Raw genomic sequence first — 24034 nt, 5'->3', positions numbered from 1 at the left:
GCCTGTCAGATCGTAATGACTAAAGTTTTGCAGCGCGCAGTGTAATGCACAATGACGGAGGAGACAAAAAAAAGCCCCTGCACGGGTGCAGGGGAAAACTCATGTCAGAGCTTATTAGAATTTAATTAAACACCATTCCACCATCAATTAAGAGCGACTGGCCGGTCATGTAGTCGGAATCCGGGCCTGCCAGGTATGAAACGCAGGCGGCCACGTCTTCCGGCTCGGACAGACGGCCAAGCGTAATGCGTTTGGCAAAGGTTTCAGTCCCGTAGCCGAGCGGTTTACCCGCCGCCTCGGAGACCTGACGGTCGATTTCCGCCCACATCGGCGTTTTGACGATGCCAGGGCAGTAGGCGTTAACGGTGATCCCCAGCGGCGCGAGATCCCGTGCCGCGGTCTGGGTTAAGCCGCGCACCGCGAACTTGCTGGAACTGTAGACCGCCAGTTCAGGGTTGCCGGTGTGGCCCGCCTGGGAGCAGGCGTTGATGATCTTGCCGCCGTGCCCCTCTTTGCGGAAGGCGTCAATCGCGGCCTGGATCCCCCAGATCACCCCTTTCACATTGATGTTGTAAACCTTGTCGACAATGTCCGGCGTGATGGATTCGATGGGGGTAGACGGCGCAATCCCGGCGTTATTCACGATAACGTTAAAGCCGCCCAGCGCGGTGCGCGCTTTCTCAACCGCCGCAAATACCTGTTCGCGGTCAGAGACATCGACCTTCACGGCGACGGCGTTGCCGCCGTTACGGATGATTTCATCGGCGACGGCTCTTGCCGTCTCAACGTTATAGTCGGCGATGGCGACGGCAAAGCCGTCTTTCACCAGTCGAAGCGCGATCGCTTTACCAATCCCCTGGCCTGAGCCTGTTACGAGAGCAACTTTTTGCATTTCTCTGTCCTTATCGTGAGTCACAAAATCTGGCTGAGATGGAGCTGGCCCATCAGCAGCGGGTTATCGCTGTAGTCGACGGGAATGGCCACCACGGCCGGGCCATCCACATCCATCGCCGCACGCAGCGTCGGCTCAAGCGCTTCGGCGCTCTCCACGGCAAAGCCTTTCGCACCGAAGGCGTCGGCATACGCTTTGAAATCGACCGGGCCGAACTCGACGCCGGAAAGGCGCTGGTATTTTTTCTCTTCCTGAATCGCCACCATGTTGTAGGCGTTATCCACCCAGATGATGTGCAGCACGTTGGCGTTGAGGCGCACCGCGGTTTCCAGCTCCATGCTCGACTGTAGGAAGCCGCCGTCGCCGGAGACCGATACCACCTTGCGGCCCGGATTCACCAGCCACGCGCCAATCGCCCACGGCAGCGCAACGCCCATGGTCTGCTGACCGTTGGAGATCATCACCTGACGCGCCCGGAAGCTGTAGAGGTAGCGGGCGATCCAGATGTGGAAGCTGCCCATGTCGACGGTGAGCGTCACGTCGTTATTCACAATGTCCTGCATGGCGCGCACGATGCGCAGCGGGTGCAGGGCAAACTGGTTGAGCGAGGCGCCGCGGCGGTCGAGCAGATCGCGCTGATGCTGGCGATCGACCAGAATTTCGGAGGCTCGCTGGCTCAGCTCGAGCTTACGGTCGATGCGGTTAGCGAGCAGGTTCAGCGTTTCGGCGATGTCCCCCACCAGCTCCAGATCCGGCACGTAGTTACGCTCTTCATAGGCGGGCAGCACATCGATGTGCACCAGCGTCGCGTCGCCGCTGTTCCACATGGACGGCTCGTACTCCACCGGGCTGTAGCCGATGCAGATAATCAGATCCGCCAGATGCAGCAGCCGGTCGCCCGCCTGGTTATTGAACAGACCGACGCGTCCGGCGAAGCGGGTGAAGTGCTCCTGATTTACCGCCCCGGCTGCCTGATAGGTGCTGGTCACCGGAATACGGCTTTTCTCCAGCAGCTTGCGCAGCGCGGCGCTGTTCGCGGGCTGGCTGGCCATCAGGCCGAGTAAGATGACCGGATTTTTGGCCTTTTCGATAAGCTTCGCCACGTCGTTGATGGCGGATTCCGGTGCCGGGCCCATCAGCGCGGGGCCGCTGGCGGGTAAAATCGCGCCCGTCGCGGGCTGGTCGACAATATCCTGCGGCAGGCTGACGAACGCGCCCCCGGCCTGCCGTGCTCGGCGGCGCGAAACGCATTGGAAACCACCTCGGCAATCGCGTCCGACGAACTGACCTCCACGGCGTATTTGGTGACAGGGCTGAACATGGCAACGGTGTCCATGCTCTGGTGCACCAGCTTCGCTTTATCCGCCCGCTTCACCGCCCCGCCCAGCGCCACTACCGGGTCGCCTTCGCTGTTGGCGGTGGCGATGCCGGTGATCAGGTTGGAACAGCCCGGCCCGGAGGTGACCAGCGCGACCCCGGCCTTGCCGGTCAGACGCCCGACCGCCGCCGCCATAAACGCCGCGTTGGCCTCGTGGCGTACCGGGATAATCTCAATGGAGGAGTCCAGCAGGGAGTCAAAGACCTTGTCGATTTTCGCACCCGGGATCCCGAACACCTGCTTCACGCCCTGCGCTTCCAGCTGGCCGACAACCATATCGGCGCCGTGCGCCCACTGACGTGACTGTTTCTCACTGTTCACGGTAGTTCTCCTGTTAGTTTTCGACGGAACGGATCGCTGCATCAAGATTGCTGGGGTGAAGGTTGGCCTGTAAGAACGCGCTGTCGGCGGGCAGGTCAATCATCAGCTTGTGAATTTCACCGAAGGTGAGCACGCCGCTCTCCAGCTGGTAGTCGAGCAGATGGCCCCCGCCCTGACGGTCGTCGGTGATGAAATGCTCGTGATAGCCGGCCACGTTAATGCCCTGCATATGCTGCGGCGTGCGGAACCCGACCAGCACCCCTTCGCGCTGGTTAAAGCGGAACACCGGCTGGTCGTCCAGCACGTCGGTCATCGCGCGGTACGGCGGCTTCTGGCGCGGTACCGTGCGGGTGTGGGCGTGGCGGAAGTTGCCGTCGATGCGCAGCGCGCAGAACAGGTTGTCGGAGGGGATCTGCTGGTCGATGACGTCGTGGATCTGCTGACGGCTGACCGGTGCATCGAAGGTTTTGCGGTACTGCGGCTGGAACCAGGTCATCACCGCGAACGGCGTTTTCTGCTCCGGCTTCGCGGCCCGGGCGCTGCCGTCGGCGCGCAGCTGGTACACCTGGCTGCTGAAGGCAATCATTTCACCGTCCAGCTCGTTGAAGGTACCCAGACCAAAATCACCGTGTGCCAGCAGATCGGCGATGGTGGTCTCTCCTTCGTACACGCCGCTTAGCAGGGCGCTCATTAGCGATGTCTGATAGATCACGCTGTCAGGATGCTGGGCGGAGAATCCCCGCAGGGTCTCGCACAGGCTGGCCTCACAGTCGCAGGCAGATGAATGCATCATCGTGCTCGTCCTCTTCAACTTTATTTAGAAAGGTTAAATAAATGTTGACCCGATTCAGCAGAGAGTTCCAATATAGAAACCATGCTGGTTTGAGACGTTTTAGATATGGAACTTCGTTATCTGCGGTATTTTGTCGCGGTTGCACGCGAGCGACACTTCACCAGGGCGGCCGAAGCGCTGGGTATTTCACAGCCTCCTCTGAGTCAGCAGATCAAACGGCTCGAAGAGGAAGTGGGCACGCCGCTGTTCAGACGCCTGACGCGGGGCGTGGAGCTGACCGAAGCGGGAGAAGCCTTCTACGAGGACGCCTGCAAGATCCTGGCGCTGAGCGACGCCGCGCTGGAGAAGGCCCGCGGCATCGCGCGCGGGCTGAACGGCAATCTGTCGATTGGCATCACCAGGTGGAAGCCAATATGTCGTCGCTGACGACGATGCTGGCGGAGGGTGAACTGGATATTGCCTTCGTGCGCCTGCCGTGCGAGAGCAGCAAGGCGTTCGAGTTAAAAATCCTCGACCGGGAGCCGATGGTGGTGGCGCTGCATCGCGATCATCCGCTGGCGGCGTGCGAATCACTGGCGTTAGAGCAGCTTCGGGATACGCCGGTGGTGCTGTTCCCGCAGGAGGTCGCGCCGGGGCTGTACGACCGGGTTCACGGCTGCTGCGAGCGGGCCGGGATTGACGTGCAGCACGCGCTACAGTCGTCGCAGCTTTCCTCCTCCCTGAGCATGGTTTCCGCGGGCGGCGGGTTCGCGCTGGTGCCCAAATCCATGGCGGCCATTTCACCGCCGAATGTCACCTATCACGCGCTGAGCTCGCCGGAGCTTTATACCGATATCGCGCTCTGCTGGCGGCGCTTTGAACGCTCGCGGACGGTGAAGCGGTTTTTGATGATGATGAGCGAGGGGTAGCGGCAATACAGGGGGTATGGTTTTTTGTAGGCCGGGTAAGGCGCAGACGCCACCCGGCAACATAGCCCCCGTCGTCAAATCCAGACGTCGTTCTCTGCGGTGCGCTCCCCGCCTTCGTGTCCGGTATTCAGGACCCCACAAGGTTCTATCATCATCATTTTTACCGTTGATTCAGCAGACGTTTTATGTTCAACGCCTTTCGGCACAACGTACATTTCTCCTGGATTGACGAGCACATGTCCGTCACGAAAATCAATACGTAACACGCCCTCGACCACGATGAATGCCTCATCGGTTTCAGGGTGCGCGTGCCATATAAAATCACCCGATATTTTGACGATTTTAAACTGATAGTCATTCATCTGGGCGATGACTTTCGGCTGCCAGTGCGCGTCGAAGAGAGAGAATTTATTGTCTAAATTAACAGGACTATACATTGTGACACTTCCTATGGTTGAGAAGCGTCCAGGATAGAATAAGGCCGAAGTGCCGGTCTTGAACGATCGTGCAAATCAGGCAGGATGACCTTTGATGAATTTTTGCCAGCGCCCCGGCGACATACCCAACGTTTTGATGAACTGACGAGTCATGTGACTTTGATCTGAAAACCCCGCAGTAGCGGCAGCCTCAGCAAGCGACAGGCCCGCCTGAATCAGGCGTCGACAGTATTCAAGTCGACGCATGGTCACGTATCGATAAGGACTCGTTCCATAAAGCGCACGGAAATCCTGGCTCAGGCTACAGCGATCTCTGCCACTGACGGCGGATAAGGTATCCAGCTTAATGTTGTGAATGAATTCAGTGTGTATATATTCGCGCGCGCGTTCTGCTGATTGATAATCCACCAGGTTTCGGCGAAAACGTTGTCCTCCGACGACGGCCAGCGTGTGGGCGAGATCGTAGAGCGCATCGTCTTCTTCCAGCGTATCGAAAGATTCTTCCGGCGCTTTTAACAGCGGTTCGGTCGCTGCAAAAAGCCGGGGATCGGATGAAATCCCGCCAGGAATAAACGGCAAAGGCTTTCCGCCCAGGATTTTTTGAATGAGCGCCGGATCGATATACAGCATCCGATACTGGAATCCGTCGTTCGTTCCCGCCTCTCCGTCATGTATTTCGTCAGGGTGCAGGACCATTGTCCCGCCCGGCAGGCTATGTTGTTTACTTCCCCGATAGTGAAAACTCTGCACCCCGGATAAGGTCCGGCCTATGGCGTAAGTGTCGTGACGATGCGGTTCATAGCCATGCCCGCTGAAATACGCCTCTATGCGCTCTATTTTCCCGGGTTGTTGCGCCAGTCTGACCCAGTCTTTGTTGGCTTTTGCCTTCGACATATATGACACCTGATGCCCTGCAAGGGTGAAACAACACCATAAACGCATCGGGTGCGGTTTGGAAAGTCGTTGCAGGCAACGCGGGGTCGGATCCAGGACTTTGCTGTTTTATTGATGCACGCTTCAGTACTACGTTTTCCTGGTAATTGTCTGCAGCATGCCATCTGTTACTCTGACAGAGTGCAAAGGATGACAAGGAAGTGAAATGCTAAACCCCGGATTCGTTACCCGCAAAGCACTTGCTCTCTGGCGGGATGTTCCTGCTTTTTTACCCCAGTTTCAGTTCCATGAGAAACATCGAGCGGTCATTCACACTTCCAGGCCTGAAAATATTCTGCCGTTGATTGCAAGCTTTGACGTCCAGCAAGACCCCGTAATTCGGCGGCTGATGTCTTTGCGGAAATTACCGCAGAAATTTCTGCACAATCAGCAGGCTAACTCGACGGGCAACTTTGGGCTGCACAGTTTTACTCTGTTGAAAAGCTCAGCATCCGAGCTCTGCTATGGCTTAAGAGGGCAATTCTGGCGGATAGATTTCGGTCTGGAAAACGCGCCCGACGCGATTGCTTTTCAGGCACCCTCCGCGCCGGGCAGCGCAAAACTGTTGCTGCGCTACCAGGTAGCGGAACTGGCGCCAGGTCAACATGAACTCTGTACTGAGACCTTCGTCTATTGTCCGGACAAACGTACTCAACTCAAAATGGCGGCCTACTGGCTGGCAATACGGGCAGGGAGCGGCTGGATCCGTAAAAGGACGCTGGAGGCTGTCAGGTCGCATGTTGAAAATCAGAAGTGAGGGATTCCTGTGAAATGCCCTGAACACTGGAGGTTTTGATGACTATACGAGTTTTCACACTTTTGCTCATACTCGGCGCATTTGCTGTAAATGCTGCTGACGGCGTTTTGAACGCTCGCGAACGGTGAAGCGGATTTTGAGGCTTAATTTGAAGGGAATATGGGCAGGCTGCCATATAAAACTCAGGCACCATTACCCTTTAAAATAAAAAACCCGCACAGGTGCGGGTTAATTTTTATCAGTACAGCTTAACTGCTCGGACTATTGTCTTCATCGCTATCGTACGCCACACTGATATTTAGCGCGGGTTACAGTGGAGAAACATTTCCAGCTGCAGGACCTTTTGCGCCATTCTCAATGGTAAAGGAAACTTTCTGACCTTCATCAAGCGTTTTGAAATTGTCGCTCTGAATAGCTGAGAAGTGTACGAATACATCTTTGCTGCCGTCGTCAGGGGTGATAAAGCCAAAACCTTTATCTGCGTTGAACCATTTTACTAAACCAGTCATTTTATTAGACATAGATAAATCCTTAATTTATGAGCCACTTAAACGCGGCGATGATGGCCTGTATTTCGAGAGTTACTTATTTGGCACTTAGGAGGAGGCTCACGAAGAAGGAGTATCTATGGATAACACCTGAACTGAGGACTGCTTTACTAAAACTGCTTTCATAAGGTCTGTATTCCAAACCGATGACGCTATTAAGACACAGCGAAATTTATTGCGCAATGATTATTATTATTTATTTTAACCATTTAAACGCCCGGATGGCTGCTCGCGGTGCCAGACATCGGTTCGGCGGGAGGGACATCTTCCCTGGCGACGCAGACGTGAGTAGAAAGGTTACTCAAAATGAAAAGGTCTGCATAAGGAGTAACAGCGGTGCAAACTGTGCCCGGCGGCGCTGCGCTTGCGCGGGCCTACGGTTCGTGTCGCGGGTAGGTTGGTTGGCAGTTTTGTAGGCCGGGTAAGGCGTAGCCGCCACCCGGCAATGCCCTTCTGGAAGCCGCCTCGCAAACTTTCAAGCAACCTTATGTAACTCAGGGTTATCCCTTTCCTTCCCTTTTTCGCCGCCGTAAAGTGCCTGCGTTGCGACACATCCGTAACCGGGCGTAGGAACCCGTTAGCATAACATGACGTTTTTTTAGACAAAGAGGATGCTAAATGGCGACTACCCCTGGATTTTCTTACGCGCTCTCTGAGGAAAGCGCAGTTCATCACCTCATCAGCACTTCAATTTCCGATTCCGCGGATCTTTTCGAGCTGGCCGACGCCTGCACTGCGTATGTAAGCGTGCTGGTGGAAACTGACGACGCAGTGACGTTTGCCACGCTCTGTACGCGATTGCTGGCTGCGCTGAAGCGGCTGCGGGAGTGCTGCGATGCCGAGCTGCCTTCGCATCTGGTTGAACAGTTGATTGCGGGGGAAAAGATGACCTCCTGCGTACCGGACTGCTGGCAGGAGACGACGCTGCAGGTGGACTATGCCGTAGCGTTAACGCTTGCGGTAATGGGAGGGACGTTGCCTGTGAGCGTGGCGAAAGAACTCACCGGGCTGCTGCATGATATGGTCTGGCTGCTGGCGGAGTTTGTGAAGGAGCCTTATATTTCGGCACATTGAGGCGGGTAATAGGTGGCCGGAATCCTGCTGGGTAGAAGCAGGATTTCGACCTTACGCAAAGGACAACGTTGTTTGTTGAATGTCCGTTAAGAGCGAAGAGCTGAAGTTGATAACTGTTCTAAGAAGTGATAATGGCCTTACTAAAATTGCAATGTATTAATCAACGGGGAGCAGGTCAGAACTATCAATGTGGGATGTTGAACCTAAGGATAGACCTACAAGAATGAATGCGAGTGAAATAAATGAAAAATATGAGCGAGGAGAGCATAGAATTGTAACTGAGACGAATAATGAGAAGTTGCCAAATTTCGTTCAGGCGCTTGATCGGCAAAATTACATGGAAATCAGACCATTTTACCAAAGAAGATCTCGCTGGGATGAGGAAAGACAATCGAAACTTATTGAGTCTTTCATAATAAATATTCCTGTGCCACCGGTGTTTTTATACGAGAAATCTTTTGGGGCTTATGAGGTAATGGATGGTCAGCAGCGAATCACAGCCATTTCTGATTATTACAACAATCGATTTAAATTAACTGGATTGGATTTGTGGCCTGAACTGAATGGTATGTATTATTCTGATCTACCCAATAAAATTAAATCAGGCCTTGATCGTCGTTCCATTTCTTCAATCGTCTTATTAAAAGAGTCAGCTCCGGATGAAGAAGATGCAATATTTTTACGCCAATTGGTTTTTGAAAGATTGAACACAGGCGGAGTACGCCTGGAAAGGCAGGAAATAAGAAATTCTTTAAGTAAGGGATTGGTGAATGACATGCTTTTCATACTTGCAAGAGATGATCTTTTTAGGAAAATATGGGGACTTCCTATTTTTACGGAAGAGGAGGAGAAAAATCACAAATCTAAAATTTATGAAGAATCTTTTTATAAAAAAATGGAAGATCTTGAGGTTATCTTGAGATTTTTTGCCTTAAGACATTTGCAGCATTTTAAATATGGGATTCAGGGTTTTTTAGATTTATATTTGATACGTACGAAAGAATTTACGCATAACGACGTTGACGTATTGAAAGATATATTTCTGAAAACACAAATGTTAGCTTATAGTATCTATGGTGATGATATATTTAAGTTGTATAAGAATGGCGAGTTTTACGGTCGTCCAGTGAAAGGAGTTTATGATGCAGTGATGGTTGCATTTAGCGAGCGATTAGATAACTACGATTTGATAATTAATAACAAAGAGTCAATATTAAAACAGACAATAGATCTTTTCGATGCTAAAGGTGTTTCATCTTTTACAGGGCGTGCTAGCACTAAGAAAGATATTGAATTAAGAGTAAATGATTTTCGACAAATACTGATTAATGTAATTGGAAGCTAATGATGCTCGAAGTTATCAAGGATAATACAGAAAAAGATATCATAGTTGTTTTGGATGTTTTTAATGATATTTATTCCGGACTGACAAAAGTATCACCAATTAAAGTGACAAAAATAAGACAATACGCGTACGCTACGGCCGTAACTCGTCTATACGCAATTTTTGAACACTTTATAGAAAAAACACTTTCGACCTATTTGGATTATTTGTCAGAAAATAAAACCTTTGCGGATTTATCTCCTGGTCTGAAGAGGGAGTATAGGATTGGCTTCTCTCATGTTTTAAGTAGAATAGATCAGCCTAGATTTAGCTCTCTCAATCATGAGGATTTAATAGAGAAATATCATAGAGCTATTAATGAAAGAGTCTCTAATTATCAATTTATAGCAGAGGCCTTGATAAGGCATGATAATAATTTAAGACCTAATGTCTTATTCGAGCTTTTTAGCCGGCTAGGTTTGACTGGTCTTGAAACTTGGCTAATTATGTCTGCAAAAGAGTATGGTTTATATGACAGTGAGGAAAGGATTAAGGAACAGCTCGAGTCAGAGCTTAATAATTTCATTGAAGTTAGAAATGATTCCTCACATGGTGTGCCTGAGCAAATAGGTAGTCAGAGCATACTCCAACGGCACTGTGAGTTAATATTTTTATTAGTTAGCAGCATTACGTCCTTTGTTGAAAGGGAGATTTTTATGCTTTTACAAATGGCTGGAAAAACGCTCAAGATTGGTAATATAACTGAGGTATTTAACAGGGCTGGGGCATCTGTGGCTAAAGTTAATGAAAAATCGCTCATTAGCTTGAGTGTGAATTATGTGTTTGAAGATTCTTTTAACTTTTACACGCAAAAATTCAGTACTGTAAAATTAAATGACGACGACGTGGATGCGGTATTTTCAGCATTGGATAATAATGTGGAAATAGGAATAAAGTGCGATAGACTTCCTAAGAAAAAAACTAACATACATATTTTTTTGTAAGCGAAAACAAGGCGAAGTCATGAGCCTGTCAGTAATCCTGTATAACTGCCTACTCGTTCAAGGTGATCGCTCAGGCGGTCACCAAACTCGATAATAAAACGACTCATCGCAAGCCGCAGTTCTGGATGGGCATACTACATTTTTTCGACGCATTCTTGATCGCCGGATAAATAACCTTTCGTACCGAGTTATCTGTCGGAAACACTTTGTGTTTCTTAATCGCGGCTAGAATCACACTCTTCAGCGATTTGTTAGCGTTTGTGGTGTAGATGGCTTTGCGGATCTCCGGCGAATAGCTGAACTGTTCTTACCCACCCAAAGTGAATACTTGGCTATAAATGAGAGTCTCCCCTCAACCTGAGGGCGATCACTCATTACAATAAAACATCAACTGCATTAATGACCAATACGCGCAGGTTTGCTGCTTCATGAGCAACGTCCGCTTCTGGCACAAAGCAGACATTCATATTCACTTTTATCCCCCACCCTCCCTATCCCCCACCGCCACGCTCGCCGACAGCCCCGCCACCAGCTCAACGCCCTCCGGCAACCTGTCGATATGAATGCGCACCGGCACGCGCTGCGCAAGCCGCACCCAGCTGAAGGTGGGCTCGACGTCGGGCAGGCCCAGCCCGCCCGTTTCGTCGTTGCTGTCCCCAATCCCATGCCCGATGCTCTCCACGTGCCCCGTGATGACAGGCTCGTACCCCATCAGCACCACCTGCGCGGCATCCCCGACGCGAATATGGCGCAGCTTGGTCTCCTCAAAGTACCCTACCACCCAGAAGCTGTGCGCATCGACGATGGCGACCTTTGTCTCCCCCGCCGTCGCGTAGTCTCCGGGGCGAAGCCGCAGGTGCGTGACGTATCCCGAGACCGGCGCGCGCACGGTGGCGTGCGCCAGATTCAGCTCTGCAAGATCCAGCGCGGCCAGCGCGCCGTGATAATTGGCCGCCGCGACGTTTGCCGCGCTGCCGGTTTGCTGCAAATCCTCGCTCGAGATGGCGTTTTTAATCAGGGTACGGCGATGGGCCGCGTCCTGGCGCATCAGCATCTCATGGCGTTTCGACTCGACGTCCGCCTGCGCGCTGACCACCGCCAGCTTAAGCCAGCGCGGATCGATGGTGTAAAGCACATCGCCCCGGTTCACCCACTGATTGTCCCCCACGGCCACGCTGATGACCGGCCCGGAGACGTCCGGCGCAATCTGCACCACGTCCGCCCGCACGCGGCCGTCGCGGGTCCACGGCGTTTGCGCGTAGTGTTTCCACATCATAAACGCCAGAAGCGTGGCCGCCGCGACGACGCTCAGCGTCAGCGCATAGCGAGCCAGTAAAGAGAGCAGTGATTTCATGACAATAACCCCAACGCGGTCAGGCCCTGCATCAGCAGGAAAAAGGTGACAATCCAGGTTGAAACATCCATCAGCGGGCGAAACGGCAAGCGCCGGTAGAGCCTGCTGAGAGAGAAAAGCGCGACGAGGCCCAGCGTGCAGACCAGCGCCGCGAGGGCGACCGTCAGCAGCCCCGGAATAAAAACGCCGCCGATATTGAGATCGTTAACCATGGTCTGGCCCCCGTAATGCGCAGTGCAGATCCGCCAGCCTGAAGACCAACTGGCGCGTATGTTCATCTGCCGCAGGCAGATGGCGTTCGATAAGGGTGACGATGCGTTCGCGTAAGGCGTGGCGGTCTGCGGCGTTTATCTGCTGAAAAAGCGCGTCAACCTCACTGCCGGACGGCGCGTCACTGCGGCGTAAATGCATGACCGCCAGCCCCAGACGCAGCGCGTGTAAAAGCCGCTCGAGCGCCTGCTCCGGCGCGCGCGCGCTGCGCTGTAAACGCGGCAGCAACAGGGCGGTTCGGTCCATCATCAGGTTTGTCCAGTGCGTTTCATCAACCCGCAGCGCGCCCTTCACGCTGCGGCGAATGTCGCGCTGGCAGAGGTTCAGCAGACGCGCGATGGCGCCGTCCGCCTGCACGGTTTGCAGCAGGCTCATGCTGATGACGGCAAAGCCGGTCGCGGCAAATAGCGCGATGGCGGTGTTGGCCGCAACGGCGAAGTCTCCGCTGTAGTGCGCCCCCAGCTCGCACAGAATGGGCAGGGTCAGGGTGATGCCCATCGCCATAAACGTGGTGGGCGGGCGCGCCTGAAGCGACCCGGCCAGCAGATACGCAGGGGCAAGCACCGCCACCAGCACCGGGAAATCGCTCACCAGCGGCAGCAGCGCAAAGCTGTAGAACAGGCTAATGACCACGCCCCAGAATGAGCCAATGATGTATTTCACGATGTGCGGCGCCGGAGTGTCGAAGCTGCCAAACAGCGTGCAGCAGACGCCGAGTATCGAAACCGCCGTACCGCCATCCGGCCACGCCGAGAAGATCCAGACCAGACAGCCGCTCAGGATGATGCCGAAAGCCCCCAGCGCCGTGCGGGCGGCAGTAAGAGGATCGCGATGGAAAACGTAGCCTTTCGCCGCGCGGGTTTGCACCTCCCCAAACACGGGTTTGGCGTGGAGTATGGCCCCGGAAAGACGCTCGCACTGCTGCAGAAGCGCGATAGCCTCCGAGAGGTAGCGGATAAAACTGACCTGCAGCGCGTCGTCAAACGACTGTGCCTGCACGGCAAACCGATCGATGAGAAGCGCACAGCGGAGTCGCAGCGCCTCTGCCGTGCTGCTGGCACCCGCGCCTTCAGCGGCAAGCCAGGCCTGAACGTCCTCCAGCAACGCCTGCGCGTCGGCGGGCAGGGTTTCGATCGCTGGCAGGCGATCGTGCAGTTCACAGTTGACGATGACCAGCCGCGCCAGCCGATCGTGGATCGCTTTTCTGGCCTGCCGCACCGGGGCTGAGAGGGCAAAATCATACGGAATATGGTGGCTGATGCCCTGCAGGAACTGCAGCGCCAGGGCCAGATGCAGGGGGCCGGAAGCCGCATCGGGTTTACCCGCTAAGGTGTCAGCCACCCGATCGCGCGCGGCCTGTAACGTCTGGGATAATTTAGCGTTGAACAGCCCTGATACGCGCGCGGGCAGCACGTAGCGGTGGATCAGCGCCGCGCAGAAAATCCCAATCGCGATCTCCAGCACGCGAACGATTGCGACGTTAAAGATGCCGCCGGGATCGGACACCGCCGGAAAACCAATCAGGCTCGCGGTATAGCCTGCCAGCACAAAGGCGTACGCCCGGGGCGTGCGTTCCAGCAGGGAGAGCCACAGACAGAATACGATCCAGCCCGTCAGCACCGCGCTGCACAGGACTGACGTATTCGCGAAGGCAGGCACAATCACAACGGTCGCGCTGGCACCCGCCACGGTACCGGCCAGCCGGTAGAGGCTTCTGCTCAGCGATGCTCCGACCGAGGTCTGCGACACGATGTAAACCGTAATAATGGCCCACGAGGGACGCTCAAGGCCGATCGACAGCGCGAGGTAATAAGCCAGCATCGCCGCGGCAAAACTCTTAGCGGCGTAGATCAGCGCGCCCGCATCGTTGCGCAGCGCGGCGGGGAGATGCACGGGATGAGATAGGATGTTTTTCATGCCGGGATTATTACCGGCTTGCAGACCCGCTTAAATACTCTATTCTGTCAAAAAATACCTAAATATTGCCAGAATCGTGAAGCCTCAACCTGCAACTACGCTGTATGACCCCGACTCTACCGCCAGCCCGGCGGTGGCGCGTCATCTGGACTTCGTGGACTACGCCGCGGAAGTGCCGGTGCATACCCACCGCAAGGGGCAGCTGATTATTGCCCGATACGGTGCGGTCAGCTGTTACGCGGAGAATGATATCTGGATCGTGCCGCCGGACTGCGCCGTCTGGATCCCCGGCGGGATCCCGCACAGCGCCAAAGCGACCTGGAACGCGCATCTTAACTATCTGTTTATTGAGCCCGGCGCGGCGGCGCTGCCGGAGAGATGCTGCACCCTGGCGATCTCGCCGTTGATTAAGGAGCTGGTCGATCGTCTGACGCGCGAAGGCGTGGATTATCCCCCCGACGGCCACGTCGCCAGATTGACCCGTGTCACGCTTGACGAGCTCGCCAGCATGCCGCAGCAGAAGCTGAGCCTGCCGGTCTCGACCGATCCGAAAATTCGCGCCATGGCGGACGCGCTGGTTAGCCGACCTGAGGACAGAAGCACCCTTAAGGACTGGGCGAAACGGCTCGCCCTCAGCGAGCGCTCCTTTGCCCGGCTGATGCAGCGCGAGACCGGGCTGAGCTTCGGGCGATGGCGCCAGCAGCTGCATTTGATTATTGCCCTGCGGGAGCTGGCAAGCGGCGTGCCCGTCCAGAACGTGGCGGCAACGCTCGGGTACGAATCGGTGAATGCGTTTATCACCATGTTCCGAAAAGCGATGGGCAGCACGCCCGCCCACTACTTTGCCGAACGGAAAAACAGCGGCCGTTAGCCCGGCCCCTCGCTCCCCGCCGCCAGCAGCGGCACCACCACGTCGCTGATGGGCACCGCAATACCGTGTTTGTGGCCGTAGCGCTGGATAACCCCGTTGCGAATATCCCACTCCATCGGGCGATCGGCCTGACGGTCGGCAAGGATCGAGGTGCCCAGGTCCTCAGGTGCACGCTGGAAGTTCGCCAGGATCTCCTGCGCCACGCCATCGTCCAGCTTCGCTCCTTCGGCGCGGGCGACGGCAAGCCCCTCGCGCAGGTAGGCCAGCGAAAGCTCGCTGATATCCTCCCGCCTGAACATCCCGGCGCGGCGGTTAGAAAGCACCATCAGCCCGGCGACCGCGTTTTGCAGCAGCTTGCGCCAGGCGACGGTGGCGAAATCTGTTGAGAGCTCAACCGCGCAGCGCGTATCGCGAAGCGCCTCCACCACCCGCTGCGCCTGCTGCACGTCCGGCAGCGTCAGGCGCGGCTTCGCCCGCAGCCAGACGGAAGCATCCGGCTCGCGCTGGGCCGGGAACCACACCACCGACGGCAGCACCGCTGCGCCGTTAACCCACGGCTCAAGCTGGGCTTTTTGCTCCACGCCGTTTTGCAGCGCGCAGATCACGGTGTTTTCATCGCACAGGGCCCGCAGCCATCCGGCGCTGTCGGCATTTTGCGTCGTTTTTACCGCCACAAAAACGAGATCGACGGGGCGCGTGATGACGGCCGGATCGGTCAATACCGGGCCGGGCACAACCGTTTCACCCTCGTCGTGGCGCAGGCGCAATTCCGGGTGCGCGGTGCGTCCGCACAGCAGCGGCGTGCGGCCAACGTCATGCAGCACCGCGGCAATGGTGGTCCCAATCGCACCCGGTCCAATCAGCGCAATGGTTGGATAGTCAGACATGAATCACTCCCCTTTTGCTAAGCCTGCTATCAGTTATACCACCCTGAGACGAGCGCGCCACACCCGTTGTCTATACTCAACACACAACAGACAACGGAGTGCGCCATGCCTTTACCTGATTTTAAGTCCTCTGAACCTTTCACCCTCGGCATCGAACTCGAACTGCAGGTGGTTAACCCGCCGGGCTACGATCTGAGCCAGGACTCCTCCGCGCTCATCGCCGCCGTCAAAGACGACATCAAAGGCGGCGAGGTCAAACACGACATCACCGAAAGCATGCTCGAAATCGCCACCGGCGTGTGCCAGAACATCGACCAGGCGGCGGCGCAGTTCTCGGTGATGCAGCAGAGCATCCTGCGCGCGGCGGCGGAGCAGCATATCCAGATCTGCGGCGGCGGGACGCACCCGTTCCAGAAGTGGCAGCGGCAGGAGGTGTGCGACGACGAGCGCTATAACGTCACGCTGGAGCGCTTTGGCTACCTGATTTTGCAGGCGACGGTATTCGGCCAGCACGTGCACGTCGGCTGCCGGACCGGGGACGACGCGATTTACCTGCTGCACGGCCTGTCGCGCTTCGTGCCGCACTTTATCGCCCTGGCGGCCGCCTCGCCGTATATGCAGGGCACGGACACGAAGTTCTCCTCGTCGCGGCTCAACATCTTCTCGGGATTTCCGGATAACGGCCAGATGCCGTGGGTCAACAGCTGGCAGGAGTTCGAGGGGCTGTTCCGCCGCCTGAGTTCCACCAGCATGATCGACAGCATTAAGGATCTGCACTGGGACATTCGCCCCAGCCCGCACTTCGGCACCGTCGAAGTGCGGGTGATGGATACGCCGCTGACGCTCGGCCACGCCATTAACATCGCCGGGCTTATTCAGGCGACGTCGCACTGGCTGCTGACCGCGCGGCCCTATAAGCATCAGGAAAAAGATTTTCTGCTGTACCGCTTTAACCGCTTTCAGGCCTGTCGCTACGGGCTGGAGGGGATCCTGACGGACGTGCACACCGGCGAGCACAAAACCGTGGCGGAAGATATCGCCTGGCTGCTGGAGCAGGTTGCGCCGTCGGCCGAGAAGCTCGGCGCGACGAGCGCAATCAATGAAATTGCCCTGCTGTTAAAGCAGGGCAAGAGCGAGGCGCAGCGCATGCGGGAGTTTATCGCCGACGGCGGCTCGCTGATTTCTCTGGTTCAGAAGCACTGCGAGCTGTGGGCGACGAGTCCGTAAGGCCGTGGCCCCACTCGCGCAGGCGCTGGAACAGCACGAACAGCGCCGGGATAAACAGGATCCCTACCACGGTCGCCACCAGCATGCCGCTGAACACCGTGGTGCCGATGATGCGGCGGCTCTGGGCACCCGCCCCGGTCGCCAGCATCATCGGCAGGACGCCGATAATGAACGACACGGCGGTCATCATCACCGCGCGGAAGCGGCGCGAGGCCCCTTCCCGCGCGGCATCGACAATCGCCATTCCGTCCATGCGCCGCGCGCGGGCAAACTCCACGATAAGAATTGCGTTCTTGGCGGCAAGGGCTATCAATAGCACCAGGCCTATCTGCACGTACACGTCGTTGGCGTAGCCCGCCATCCACAGCCAGACCAGCGCCCCGCCGATGGCGAACAGCACCGAGAACATCACGCTCGCCGGGAGCGTCCAGCTCTCGTACTGGGCTACGAGGAACAGCCACGCCATCACCACCGCCGCCAGCACGATCCATATCGCCTGATTGCCGGTCTGCTGCTCCTGATACGACATGCCGCTCCAGGCGTAGTCGTACCCGGCTGGCAGGTTTTCCGCCAGAATTTCGCCCATCGCCGCCATCGCGGTGCTGCTGCTCACCCCAGCCGCCGCCGAGCCGCTCACCGACACCGACGGGAACTGGTTGTACTGCTGCAGGAACGGTGCGCCGACGCTCGGCGTAATGGTGACGAGGTTGCTCAGGCGCACCCGCTCGCCGCTGTTGCTGCGCACGAACAGCTCGCCGATCTGCTCGGCGCGCTCGCGCCACTGCATCTCGTTCTGCATCACCACGTGGTAGACGCGGTTGTTGACGCTGAAATCCCCGGCGCGCGTGCCGCCAAAGGCGGTTTGCAGGCTGCTGAAGATGCGCGACACCGGCACGTCGAGGCGCGCGGCGCGCTCGCGGTCAACGGTCAGCGTCAGCTGCGGCACGTTGCTGCTCCAGGTGGTGAACACGCGGCTCAGCTGCGGGTGCTGGTTGGCTTTCGCCAGCACCTCACGCGTCACGCGCTCCAGCTCCGCCGGGCTCTGCCCCGCCTGCGCCTGGATGCGCAGGTCGAAGCCGGAGGCGTTGCCCAGCCCCGGCAGCGTCGGCGGCGCGAAGGTCATGATGGTCGCTTCCGGCAGGGCCAGCAGCTGGCGCTGCAGGGTACCCATCACCTCGTCCAGCGGCGGACGCTCGCTCCAGTCCTTCAGCATGATGGAGATAAACCCGCCGTTGGAGGCGCTGGTGCCGTTGAGAATGTTAAACCCGGAGACCTGAATCACGTCCTCCACCGCCGGATTTTTAGCGATGAGTTCGCGCGCCGTGGTCATCACCGCTTCGGTGCGCTCCAGCGAGGCCGCCTCCGGCAGCTGAACGCTGGCGAAGAAGTAGCCCTGATCCTCCTGCGGCAGGAAGCCTTTTGGCATCGACGTAAAGCTGAACGCCACCACGGCCGCCGCGCCTGCGGTGGCCAGCAGCGCCAGCCACGGGCGAAGGTTGAAGACAGTCACGATGCGGGTGTAGACGCCACGCGTGGCCTCCAGCCCCCGGTTGAACCCACGGAAAATCGCTGCGGGCTTTGCCGGGCGCGGACGCAGGAGCATCGCGCACAGGGCGGGCGTCAGGGTCAGCGCCACGAGGCTCGAGAGCGTGACGGCCGTCGAGAGCGTCACCGCAAACTGGCGGTACAGCTCGCCGACAATCCCCGGCAGGAGCGCTACCGGCACAAACACCGCCAGCAGCACCAGCGTCGTCGCGATGACCGGCCCGGCAATCTGGCGCAGCGCCAGCGCGGTCGCCGCCGTGCGGCTCTGCCCTTCCGCCATCAGCGTTTCGACGCTCTCAACCACCACGATGGCGTCATCCACCACCATGGTCAGCGCCAGAATAATGGCGAACAGGCTGAGCGTGTTGGCGGAGTAGCCGAGCGTGTAGAGCACCGCGAAGGTGCCCACCAGCGATACTGGAATAGCGAGCGCGACAATCAGCGTCGCGCGCCAGCTTTGCAGGAACAGGGACACCACGACCACCACCGCCAGCAGGGTGAGCGCCAGCGAGACGCCGATCTCCTTAATGGTGGCGGCAACAAAGGAGGTGGTGTCGAATTTCACCTCGTAGACCAGATCGTCCGGGAAGCGCGTCGAGAGGCGATCCAGCTCCGCACGCACCGCGTCGGCCACGCGCAGGGCGTTGGCGGACGGCGTCGGATAGATGCCGAGGTAGGCGGAGTCGTGCCCGTTCAGCCGCGCGCCGGAGCTGTAGCTGCGCGAGCCGAGCTCGATGGTGGCGACGTCCTTCAGGCGCACCAGCTGGCCCATCTCGCCCGCGCGGATGATGATGTCGGCAAAGTCTTCGGCCTGGCTTAAGCGCCCCAGGCCGTTGATGGTGAGGGTCTGCTGCTGGCCGTTAAACACCGGCGGCGTGCCGACCTGGCCTGCCGCCCCCTGCACGTTCTGTTCGCGCAGCGCCTGCGCCACGTCGTCGGTGGTGACGTTCAGGGCGTTCATGCGGTCCGGACGCAGCCAGATGCGCATGCTGTAGTCGCGCGCGCCAAACATCTGCACCTGCCCGACGCCCGGCAGACGCGACAGCGCCTCGCGCACCTGGGTGCTGGCGTAGTTACTCACAAACAGCGGCGTGTGGGTGTTTTCCGGTGAGTAAAGACTTACCCCCATCATCAGGTTGGTGGCACGCTTGCGCACCTGCACGCCGTTTTGCTGCGCTTCGGTCGGGAGCTGCGCCACGGCCTGCGAGACGCGGTTCTGCACGTCGATGGCGGCGAGGTCCGGATCGGTGCCCGCCGCGAAGGTGATGTTCAGGCTATACGAGCCTTCGTCCGAGCTGGTGGACTCCATGTAGAGCATGTGATCCACGCCGTTCAGCTGGGTCTCCAGCGGCGTGGCGATAGCCTCCGCCACGTCAGCCGAGCTGGCGCCCGGCCAGCTGGCAGACACATTCACCACCGGCGGCGCGATCTGCGGGTACTGCTCCACCGGGATAATTCTCAGCGCAATGGCCCCCAGCAGGGTGATGACCAGCGCAATCACCATCGCGAAGCGCGGGCGTTTGATGAAAAACGTCAGCATGATGGCTCCTTATTCAGTATCTGGACGGCCGCGCCGGGCTGCACGCGCTGCGCGCCGTCAGTAATCGCTCGCTCACCGGGCTTCACGCCGGAGGTAATCCGGAACTGCTGGCCGATCTGTCCGGCGACCTTCAGCGGCCGCATTTCGGCTTTGCCGTCGGCGTTAACCACCCAGGCAAAGAACCCGTCGCCGTTCTGCTGGACCGCCGCGGCGGGCAGGGTCAGAACCGGCTGCTCGCTGGCCGGGCGTAGCGTCACGTTCACGCTGCCGCCGGGCAGCAGCTGATGGCGCGGGTTAGCAAACTCGGCGCGCAGCATCACGCTGGCGGTGCGCGGATCGATGCGGTTGTCCACGGACGTCAGCTCGCCGATGACGCGCTGGCCGTTGCTGTCAATGAACGCCTGCCAGGCCTGCTTCATGGCGCTGATATCCGCATGCTGTCCGGCTTTGGTGGCAAATGCGCCCTCTTCCAGCGCAAAGGCGATGCGAATGGGATCGAGCTGCACCACCTCCACCAGCACGCCGCTGGCAGGGTTGACCAGGCTGCCGACGTGGAACTGGCTGTGCCCCACGCGACCGTCGATCGGCGAGGTAATGCGGGTGTAGTTCAGGGTGACATTACGGGTTTCGAGCCGGGCTTTGGCCTGCTCCAGCGCGGCGCTCGCCACGTCCCTTTGCATGCGGGCGTTGTCCACGTCGTGACGGCTGATGGCGTTGCTGCTGCCCAGGCTTTCAAAGCGGGAAAGCTGCTGCTGCGCCTGACGCAGCGTGGCTTCGGCGCTTCTTACCTCGGCCTGCGCCAGACGCAGGGCGGCGCGCGGCTCGGCGTCGTCCAGCTCAAACAGCACATCGCCTTTTTTCACGTACTGCCCGTCGCGGAAGTGGATTTTGGCGATCGCGCCTTCGGTACGCGCGCGCAGCTCAACGGTGTGGATGGCTTCGATGCGGCCCGGGATCTGGCGCTCGGCGGCGTGGGCGGTCTGCTCCACGGTGGCGACACGAACGGGGATGGCGGCAGCGAATACGGGTTGCAGGGTGCAGGCGAGGAGCGCGAACAGGAGTGGGAGTTTCATTAAGAGGTACCTCAGATGTGTTCCCCTCACCCCGGCCCTCTCCCACAGGGAGAGGGAGGTCAGAGTCCCCTCTCCCCATGGGAGAGGGTTAGGGTGAGGGCAAAAGGTTATGCAGCCTTACGGAACCTGCGGGTCAGTCGCTTCTCGATTTCGACGACGAAGAACATCACGCCCGCTACCGCCAGGGTCACAAACCAGTAGCGCAGCGGCAGCGCTTCGGTGCCGAACAGCATCTGCATCAACGGCAGGTAGATAATCGCCGCCTGGAGCAGGAACAGCACGCCCGTCACCAGCCAGATCCCTTTGTTCGCCAGCAGGCCGCGGTTCAGGGAGAACCCTTCGGTGTTGCGGCAGTTAATCATGTACACCCACTGGGCGCAGACCAGCATCTGCAGCAGCACGGTGCGGATGAACTCCGCGCTGTGGCCGCGCGGGGCCAGCCAGGCTTCCAGCGCAAAGGCGGCGATGGCAATCATGGTGCCAACGAAGGCCACGCGCCACACGGCGTAGGCGTCCATCACGTGCTGCCCGGTCTGACGCGGCGGACGGCGCATGATGTTGCGCTCGGCGGCCTCAAAGGCCAGGCCGAAGGAGAGCGTGGCGGAGGTGGCCATGTTCATCCACAGGATCAGCACCGGCGTCAGCGGAATGATGTTCCCCGCCAGCAGCGCAATCACAATCAGCAGCCCCTGCGCGAGGTTGGTCGGCATGATGAACAGGATGGTCTTCTTCAGGTTATCGTAAACGCGACGCCCCTCTTTCACCGCGCTGGCGATGGTGGCGAAGTTATCGTCCGTCAGGACCATGTCCGCCGCCTCTTTGGTCACTTCCGTGCCCTTGATGCCCATCGCGATGCCGACGTCAGCCTGACGCAGCGCCGGGGCATCGTTCACGCCGTCACCGGTCATGCCGACGATTTCGCCTTTGTCCTGCAGCGCTTTCACCAGGCGCAGCTTATGCTCCGGGCTGGTACGGGCGAAGATGTCATACTTCACCGCGGCTTCCGCCAGCGCGGCGTCGTCCATTTTCTCCAGCTCGTAGCCGGTGACCGCCTGCTCGCTGTTGGTGATCCCCAGCATCTGGCCGATGCTCATCGCCGTCTGCGGGTGATCCCCGGTGATCATCTTCACGCGGATCCCCGCCTGCTGGCAGGCGTTAATCGCATCAATGGCTTCCGGACGCGGTGGATCCATCATCCCGGCGATGCCGAGGAAGATCAGGCCGTTGCTCAGGTCGTCGTGGGTCAGCGCCTGCTCGCCGTTCGCTGGCTTAAATGCCGCGGCCACCATGCGCAGCCCCTGACGCGCATAGCGCTCCATCTCGCTTTCCCAGTACGCGCGGTTGAAGACTTCCGCACCGTTGCGGGTCTGCTGCTCGGCGCACAGGGCGAAAATGACGTCCGGCGCGCCGGTGATCAGGATCTGCTCCTCACCGCCAATCTGGTAGTGGGTGCTCATGTACTTGTACTGCGAGTCGAACGGGATCTTGTTAACCAGCGTGGTCATGACCGGCTCAAGGCTGGCCTTCGCCGCCAGCACCTTCAGCGCGCCCTCGGTTGGGCCACCGGTGATGCCCCACAGGCCGCGCTCGTCCTGAATCAGCTGGCTGTCGTTACACAGGTCGATGGTGCGCAGGTACTGCTCCAGCACGGTGCCCGGCTGGATGTGGACCGGCTCATCGCTGCCTTCCAGGTAGATGTTGCCGACCGGCTCGTAGCTGTTGCCGTCCACGCGGTAGCAGGCGTCAGCGGTGATAATGGCTTTGACCGTCATCTCGTTCATGGTCAGGGTGCCGGTTTTATCCGAGCAGACCACGGTCATCGCGCCCAGGGTTTCAACCGTCGGCAGCTTGCGGATAATTGCCCGCTTGCGCGCCATCGCCTGCACGCCCAGCGAGAGGATGATGGAGATAATCGCCGGCAGACCTTCCGGCACGGAGGCCACCGCCAGGCTAATCAGGGAGAGCAGCAGCTCGCCCATCGGGATCTCGCGGAACACCAGGCTGAAGACGAACAGCGCGGCCATCATCGCCAGGATAATGGCGAAGATCGCTTTACCCAGCTTGTCCATCTGCACCAGCAGCGGCGTGCGGTGCTTTTCGATGCCCGCCATCATCTGGTTGATGTGGCCAAGCTCCGTATCCTTACCGGTCGCGGTGACCACACCTACGCCGCCGCCCGCGCTTACGGTCGTCCCGGAAAAGACCATATTGGTGCGATCGCCCAGCGGCAGTTCGCCGTTCAGCGGATTAATGTGTTTATCCACCACGGTAGATTCACCGGTCAGAATCGCCTCTTCCACGCGTAAATTATGCGCTTCGATTAAACGCATATCCGCCGGAATACGATCTCCCGCGCGTAATACAATAATATCGCCCGGGACTATTTCAGTTGTGGGTATAGTTTCGTGAGTGCCGTTACGAATAACGCGCGCCTCGCTGGAGAGCATATTGCGAATACTCTTCAGGGATTTTTCCGCGTTGCTTTCCTGAATATGGCCAATTAAGGCATTGATTACCGCCACGCCCAGAATAACCAGCGTATCAACCCAGTGGCCCATTATTGCCGTTAATACGGCGGCGGCCAGCAGGACATAAATCAGCACATCATTAAAATGGGCCAGAAAACGCAGCCAGGCGGGTTTGCCTTTTTTCTCCGGCAGCGCGTTCGGACCTGATTTTTGCAGACGCGCCTGCGCCTCTGCACGATCCAGACCGCTGGCCTGGCTCTGCGTGTGGGTAAGCACCTGCTCTACGGTCTGCTGGTATGCCAGCCCGCCGGAAGGCGGCACGTTTGGGGACAATTTTTTTTCGGTCATCGTATTTTTCCTTCAATATCCGGTGAACAGAAGCCTGAATTCCTTTCTGGCTTAAATAAATTCATTTTTAAGTCTTGCGGGTAAAATTGATCTAACGCAATATAATGACTTCTCGGTTATTCAAAACTGATTAAAACTATTTCGATGACCTGATTTTTACAAAAT

The 24034-nt window shown here is 57.9% G+C and carries 18 protein-coding genes and 3 pseudogenes; 7 read left to right on the top strand and 14 right to left on the bottom strand.

What is annotated here, in order from left to right:
• Positions 1-121 precede the first annotated feature (121 nt).
• The 3 genes and pseudogenes from ACJ69_RS01250 to budA all read right to left on the bottom strand — a co-directional run bounded on the left by ACJ69_RS01250 (position 122) and on the right by budA (position 3384).
• Complete coding sequence (locus ACJ69_RS01250) at positions 122-892, bottom strand: (S)-acetoin forming diacetyl reductase (RefSeq protein ID WP_024906954.1); 771 nt, start codon at positions 890-892, stop codon at positions 122-124.
• A 20-nt stretch (positions 893-912) separates the two neighbouring features.
• A pseudogene (gene alsS, locus ACJ69_RS01245) lies at positions 913-2546 on the bottom strand (acetolactate synthase AlsS).
• A gap of 58 nt (positions 2547-2604) precedes the next feature.
• Complete coding sequence (gene budA, locus ACJ69_RS01240) at positions 2605-3384, bottom strand: acetolactate decarboxylase (protein ID WP_023310680.1); 780 nt, start codon at positions 3382-3384, stop codon at positions 2605-2607.
• Between the two features lie 105 nt (positions 3385-3489).
• On the opposite strand from budA, the pseudogene ACJ69_RS01235 reads away from it, so the two are divergent.
• Positions 3490-4292 (top strand): annotated as a pseudogene (locus ACJ69_RS01235) (LysR substrate-binding domain-containing protein).
• A 74-nt stretch (positions 4293-4366) separates the two neighbouring features.
• Here ACJ69_RS01235 and ACJ69_RS01230 read toward each other — a convergent pair.
• Both ACJ69_RS01230 and ACJ69_RS01225 read right to left on the bottom strand, forming a co-directional pair.
• The gene (locus ACJ69_RS01230; RefSeq protein WP_047648474.1) at positions 4367-4729 is read right to left on the bottom strand and encodes a cupin domain-containing protein; all 363 of its coding nucleotides are present in this window, start codon (positions 4727-4729) and stop codon (positions 4367-4369) included.
• Between the two features lie 75 nt (positions 4730-4804).
• Positions 4805-5623 carry an AraC family transcriptional regulator gene (locus ACJ69_RS01225; RefSeq protein ID WP_059346300.1) on the bottom strand — a complete coding sequence of 273 codons (819 nt, stop codon included), beginning with the start codon at positions 5621-5623 and terminating at the stop codon, positions 4805-4807.
• Between the two features lie 205 nt (positions 5624-5828).
• Here ACJ69_RS01225 and ACJ69_RS01220 point away from each other — a divergent pair, with 205 nt between their 5' ends.
• Entirely contained in the window at positions 5829-6419 is a 591-nt protein-coding gene (locus tag ACJ69_RS01220; RefSeq protein ID WP_054830359.1) for a hypothetical protein, read from the top strand.
• 308 nt (positions 6420-6727) lie between these two features.
• Here ACJ69_RS01220 and cspE read toward each other — a convergent pair whose 3' ends face one another.
• The gene (gene cspE, locus ACJ69_RS01215; protein WP_022647355.1) at positions 6728-6940 is read right to left on the bottom strand and encodes a transcription antiterminator/RNA stability regulator CspE; all 213 of its coding nucleotides are present in this window, start codon (positions 6938-6940) and stop codon (positions 6728-6730) included.
• A 645-nt stretch (positions 6941-7585) separates the two neighbouring features.
• Here cspE and ACJ69_RS01210 point away from each other — a divergent pair.
• The 3 genes from ACJ69_RS01210 (at position 7586) to ACJ69_RS01200 (ending at position 10369) form a co-directional block, all read left to right on the top strand.
• Positions 7586-8041 (top strand): hypothetical protein, encoded by a 456-nt coding sequence (locus ACJ69_RS01210; protein WP_059346299.1) that lies wholly within the window; start codon positions 7586-7588, stop codon positions 8039-8041.
• Positions 8042-8228: 187 nt separating this feature from the next.
• Positions 8229-9386: a GmrSD restriction endonuclease domain-containing protein gene (locus ACJ69_RS01205; RefSeq protein WP_059346298.1), complete on the top strand. Its 1158-nt coding sequence runs from the start codon at positions 8229-8231 to the stop codon at positions 9384-9386.
• Complete coding sequence (locus tag ACJ69_RS01200; RefSeq protein ID WP_059346297.1) at positions 9386-10369, top strand: MAE_28990/MAE_18760 family HEPN-like nuclease; 984 nt, start codon at positions 9386-9388, stop codon at positions 10367-10369. The genes ACJ69_RS01205 and ACJ69_RS01200 overlap by 1 nt, the downstream gene beginning before the upstream one ends.
• A 17-nt stretch (positions 10370-10386) precedes the next feature.
• Here the strand turns inward: ACJ69_RS01200 and ACJ69_RS23710 are convergent.
• The 4 genes and pseudogenes from ACJ69_RS23710 to ACJ69_RS01185 form a co-directional block, all read right to left on the bottom strand.
• Positions 10387-10670 (bottom strand): annotated as a pseudogene (locus tag ACJ69_RS23710) (hypothetical protein); the annotation flags it as partial.
• 174 nt (positions 10671-10844) lie between these two features.
• Positions 10845-11723 carry an efflux RND transporter periplasmic adaptor subunit gene (locus ACJ69_RS01195; RefSeq protein ID WP_059346296.1) on the bottom strand — a complete coding sequence of 293 codons (879 nt, stop codon included), beginning with the start codon at positions 11721-11723 and terminating at the stop codon, positions 10845-10847.
• Positions 11720-11935, bottom strand: a complete 216-nt coding sequence (locus ACJ69_RS01190; RefSeq protein ID WP_047650509.1) for a DUF1656 domain-containing protein — start codon at positions 11933-11935, stop codon at positions 11720-11722. The genes ACJ69_RS01195 and ACJ69_RS01190 overlap by 4 nt, the downstream gene beginning before the upstream one ends.
• Positions 11928-13910 carry an FUSC family protein gene (locus tag ACJ69_RS01185; RefSeq protein ID WP_059346295.1) on the bottom strand — a complete coding sequence of 661 codons (1983 nt, stop codon included), beginning with the start codon at positions 13908-13910 and terminating at the stop codon, positions 11928-11930. Before ACJ69_RS01185 ends, ACJ69_RS01190 begins: the two co-directional genes overlap by 8 nt.
• Positions 13911-13986: 76 nt before the next feature.
• Here ACJ69_RS01185 and ACJ69_RS01180 point away from each other — a divergent pair, with 76 nt between their 5' ends.
• Positions 13987-14781 (top strand): AraC family transcriptional regulator, encoded by a 795-nt coding sequence (locus tag ACJ69_RS01180; protein WP_054830399.1) that lies wholly within the window; start codon positions 13987-13989, stop codon positions 14779-14781.
• Here ACJ69_RS01180 and ACJ69_RS01175 read toward each other — a convergent pair.
• Positions 14778-15668 carry an oxidoreductase gene (locus tag ACJ69_RS01175; protein WP_059346294.1) on the bottom strand — a complete coding sequence of 297 codons (891 nt, stop codon included), beginning with the start codon at positions 15666-15668 and terminating at the stop codon, positions 14778-14780. The two genes, ACJ69_RS01180 and ACJ69_RS01175, sit on opposite strands and share 4 nt — an antisense overlap.
• A gap of 105 nt (positions 15669-15773) precedes the next feature.
• Here ACJ69_RS01175 and ACJ69_RS01170 point away from each other — a divergent pair, with 105 nt between their 5' ends.
• The gene (locus ACJ69_RS01170) at positions 15774-16895 is read left to right on the top strand and encodes a YbdK family carboxylate-amine ligase (RefSeq protein WP_029741715.1); all 1122 of its coding nucleotides are present in this window, start codon (positions 15774-15776) and stop codon (positions 16893-16895) included.
• On the opposite strand, the gene ACJ69_RS01165 is transcribed toward ACJ69_RS01170, so the two are convergent.
• From ACJ69_RS01165 to ACJ69_RS01155, 3 genes are all read right to left on the bottom strand, one after another.
• Complete coding sequence (locus ACJ69_RS01165; protein ID WP_059346293.1) at positions 16825-19980, bottom strand: efflux RND transporter permease subunit; 3156 nt, start codon at positions 19978-19980, stop codon at positions 16825-16827. The genes ACJ69_RS01170 and ACJ69_RS01165 overlap by 71 nt on opposite strands.
• On the bottom strand, positions 19974-21053 hold the full coding sequence (locus tag ACJ69_RS01160; RefSeq protein WP_059346292.1) for an efflux RND transporter periplasmic adaptor subunit: 1080 nt from the start codon (positions 21051-21053) through the stop codon (positions 19974-19976). The genes ACJ69_RS01165 and ACJ69_RS01160 overlap by 7 nt, the downstream gene beginning before the upstream one ends.
• 107 nt (positions 21054-21160) lie before the next feature.
• A complete protein-coding gene (locus tag ACJ69_RS01155; protein WP_059346291.1) occupies positions 21161-23869 on the bottom strand; it encodes a cation-transporting P-type ATPase in 2709 nt (902 codons plus the stop codon).
• Positions 23870-24034: the final 165 nt, after the last annotated feature.

This window comes from Enterobacter asburiae (assembly GCF_001521715.1).
In the GTDB taxonomy this organism is placed as follows: Bacteria; Pseudomonadota; Gammaproteobacteria; order Enterobacterales; family Enterobacteriaceae; genus Enterobacter; species Enterobacter asburiae.
The sequence above is the reverse complement of the archived record's forward strand: the minus strand, read 5'-3'. Positions and strand labels throughout refer to the sequence as shown.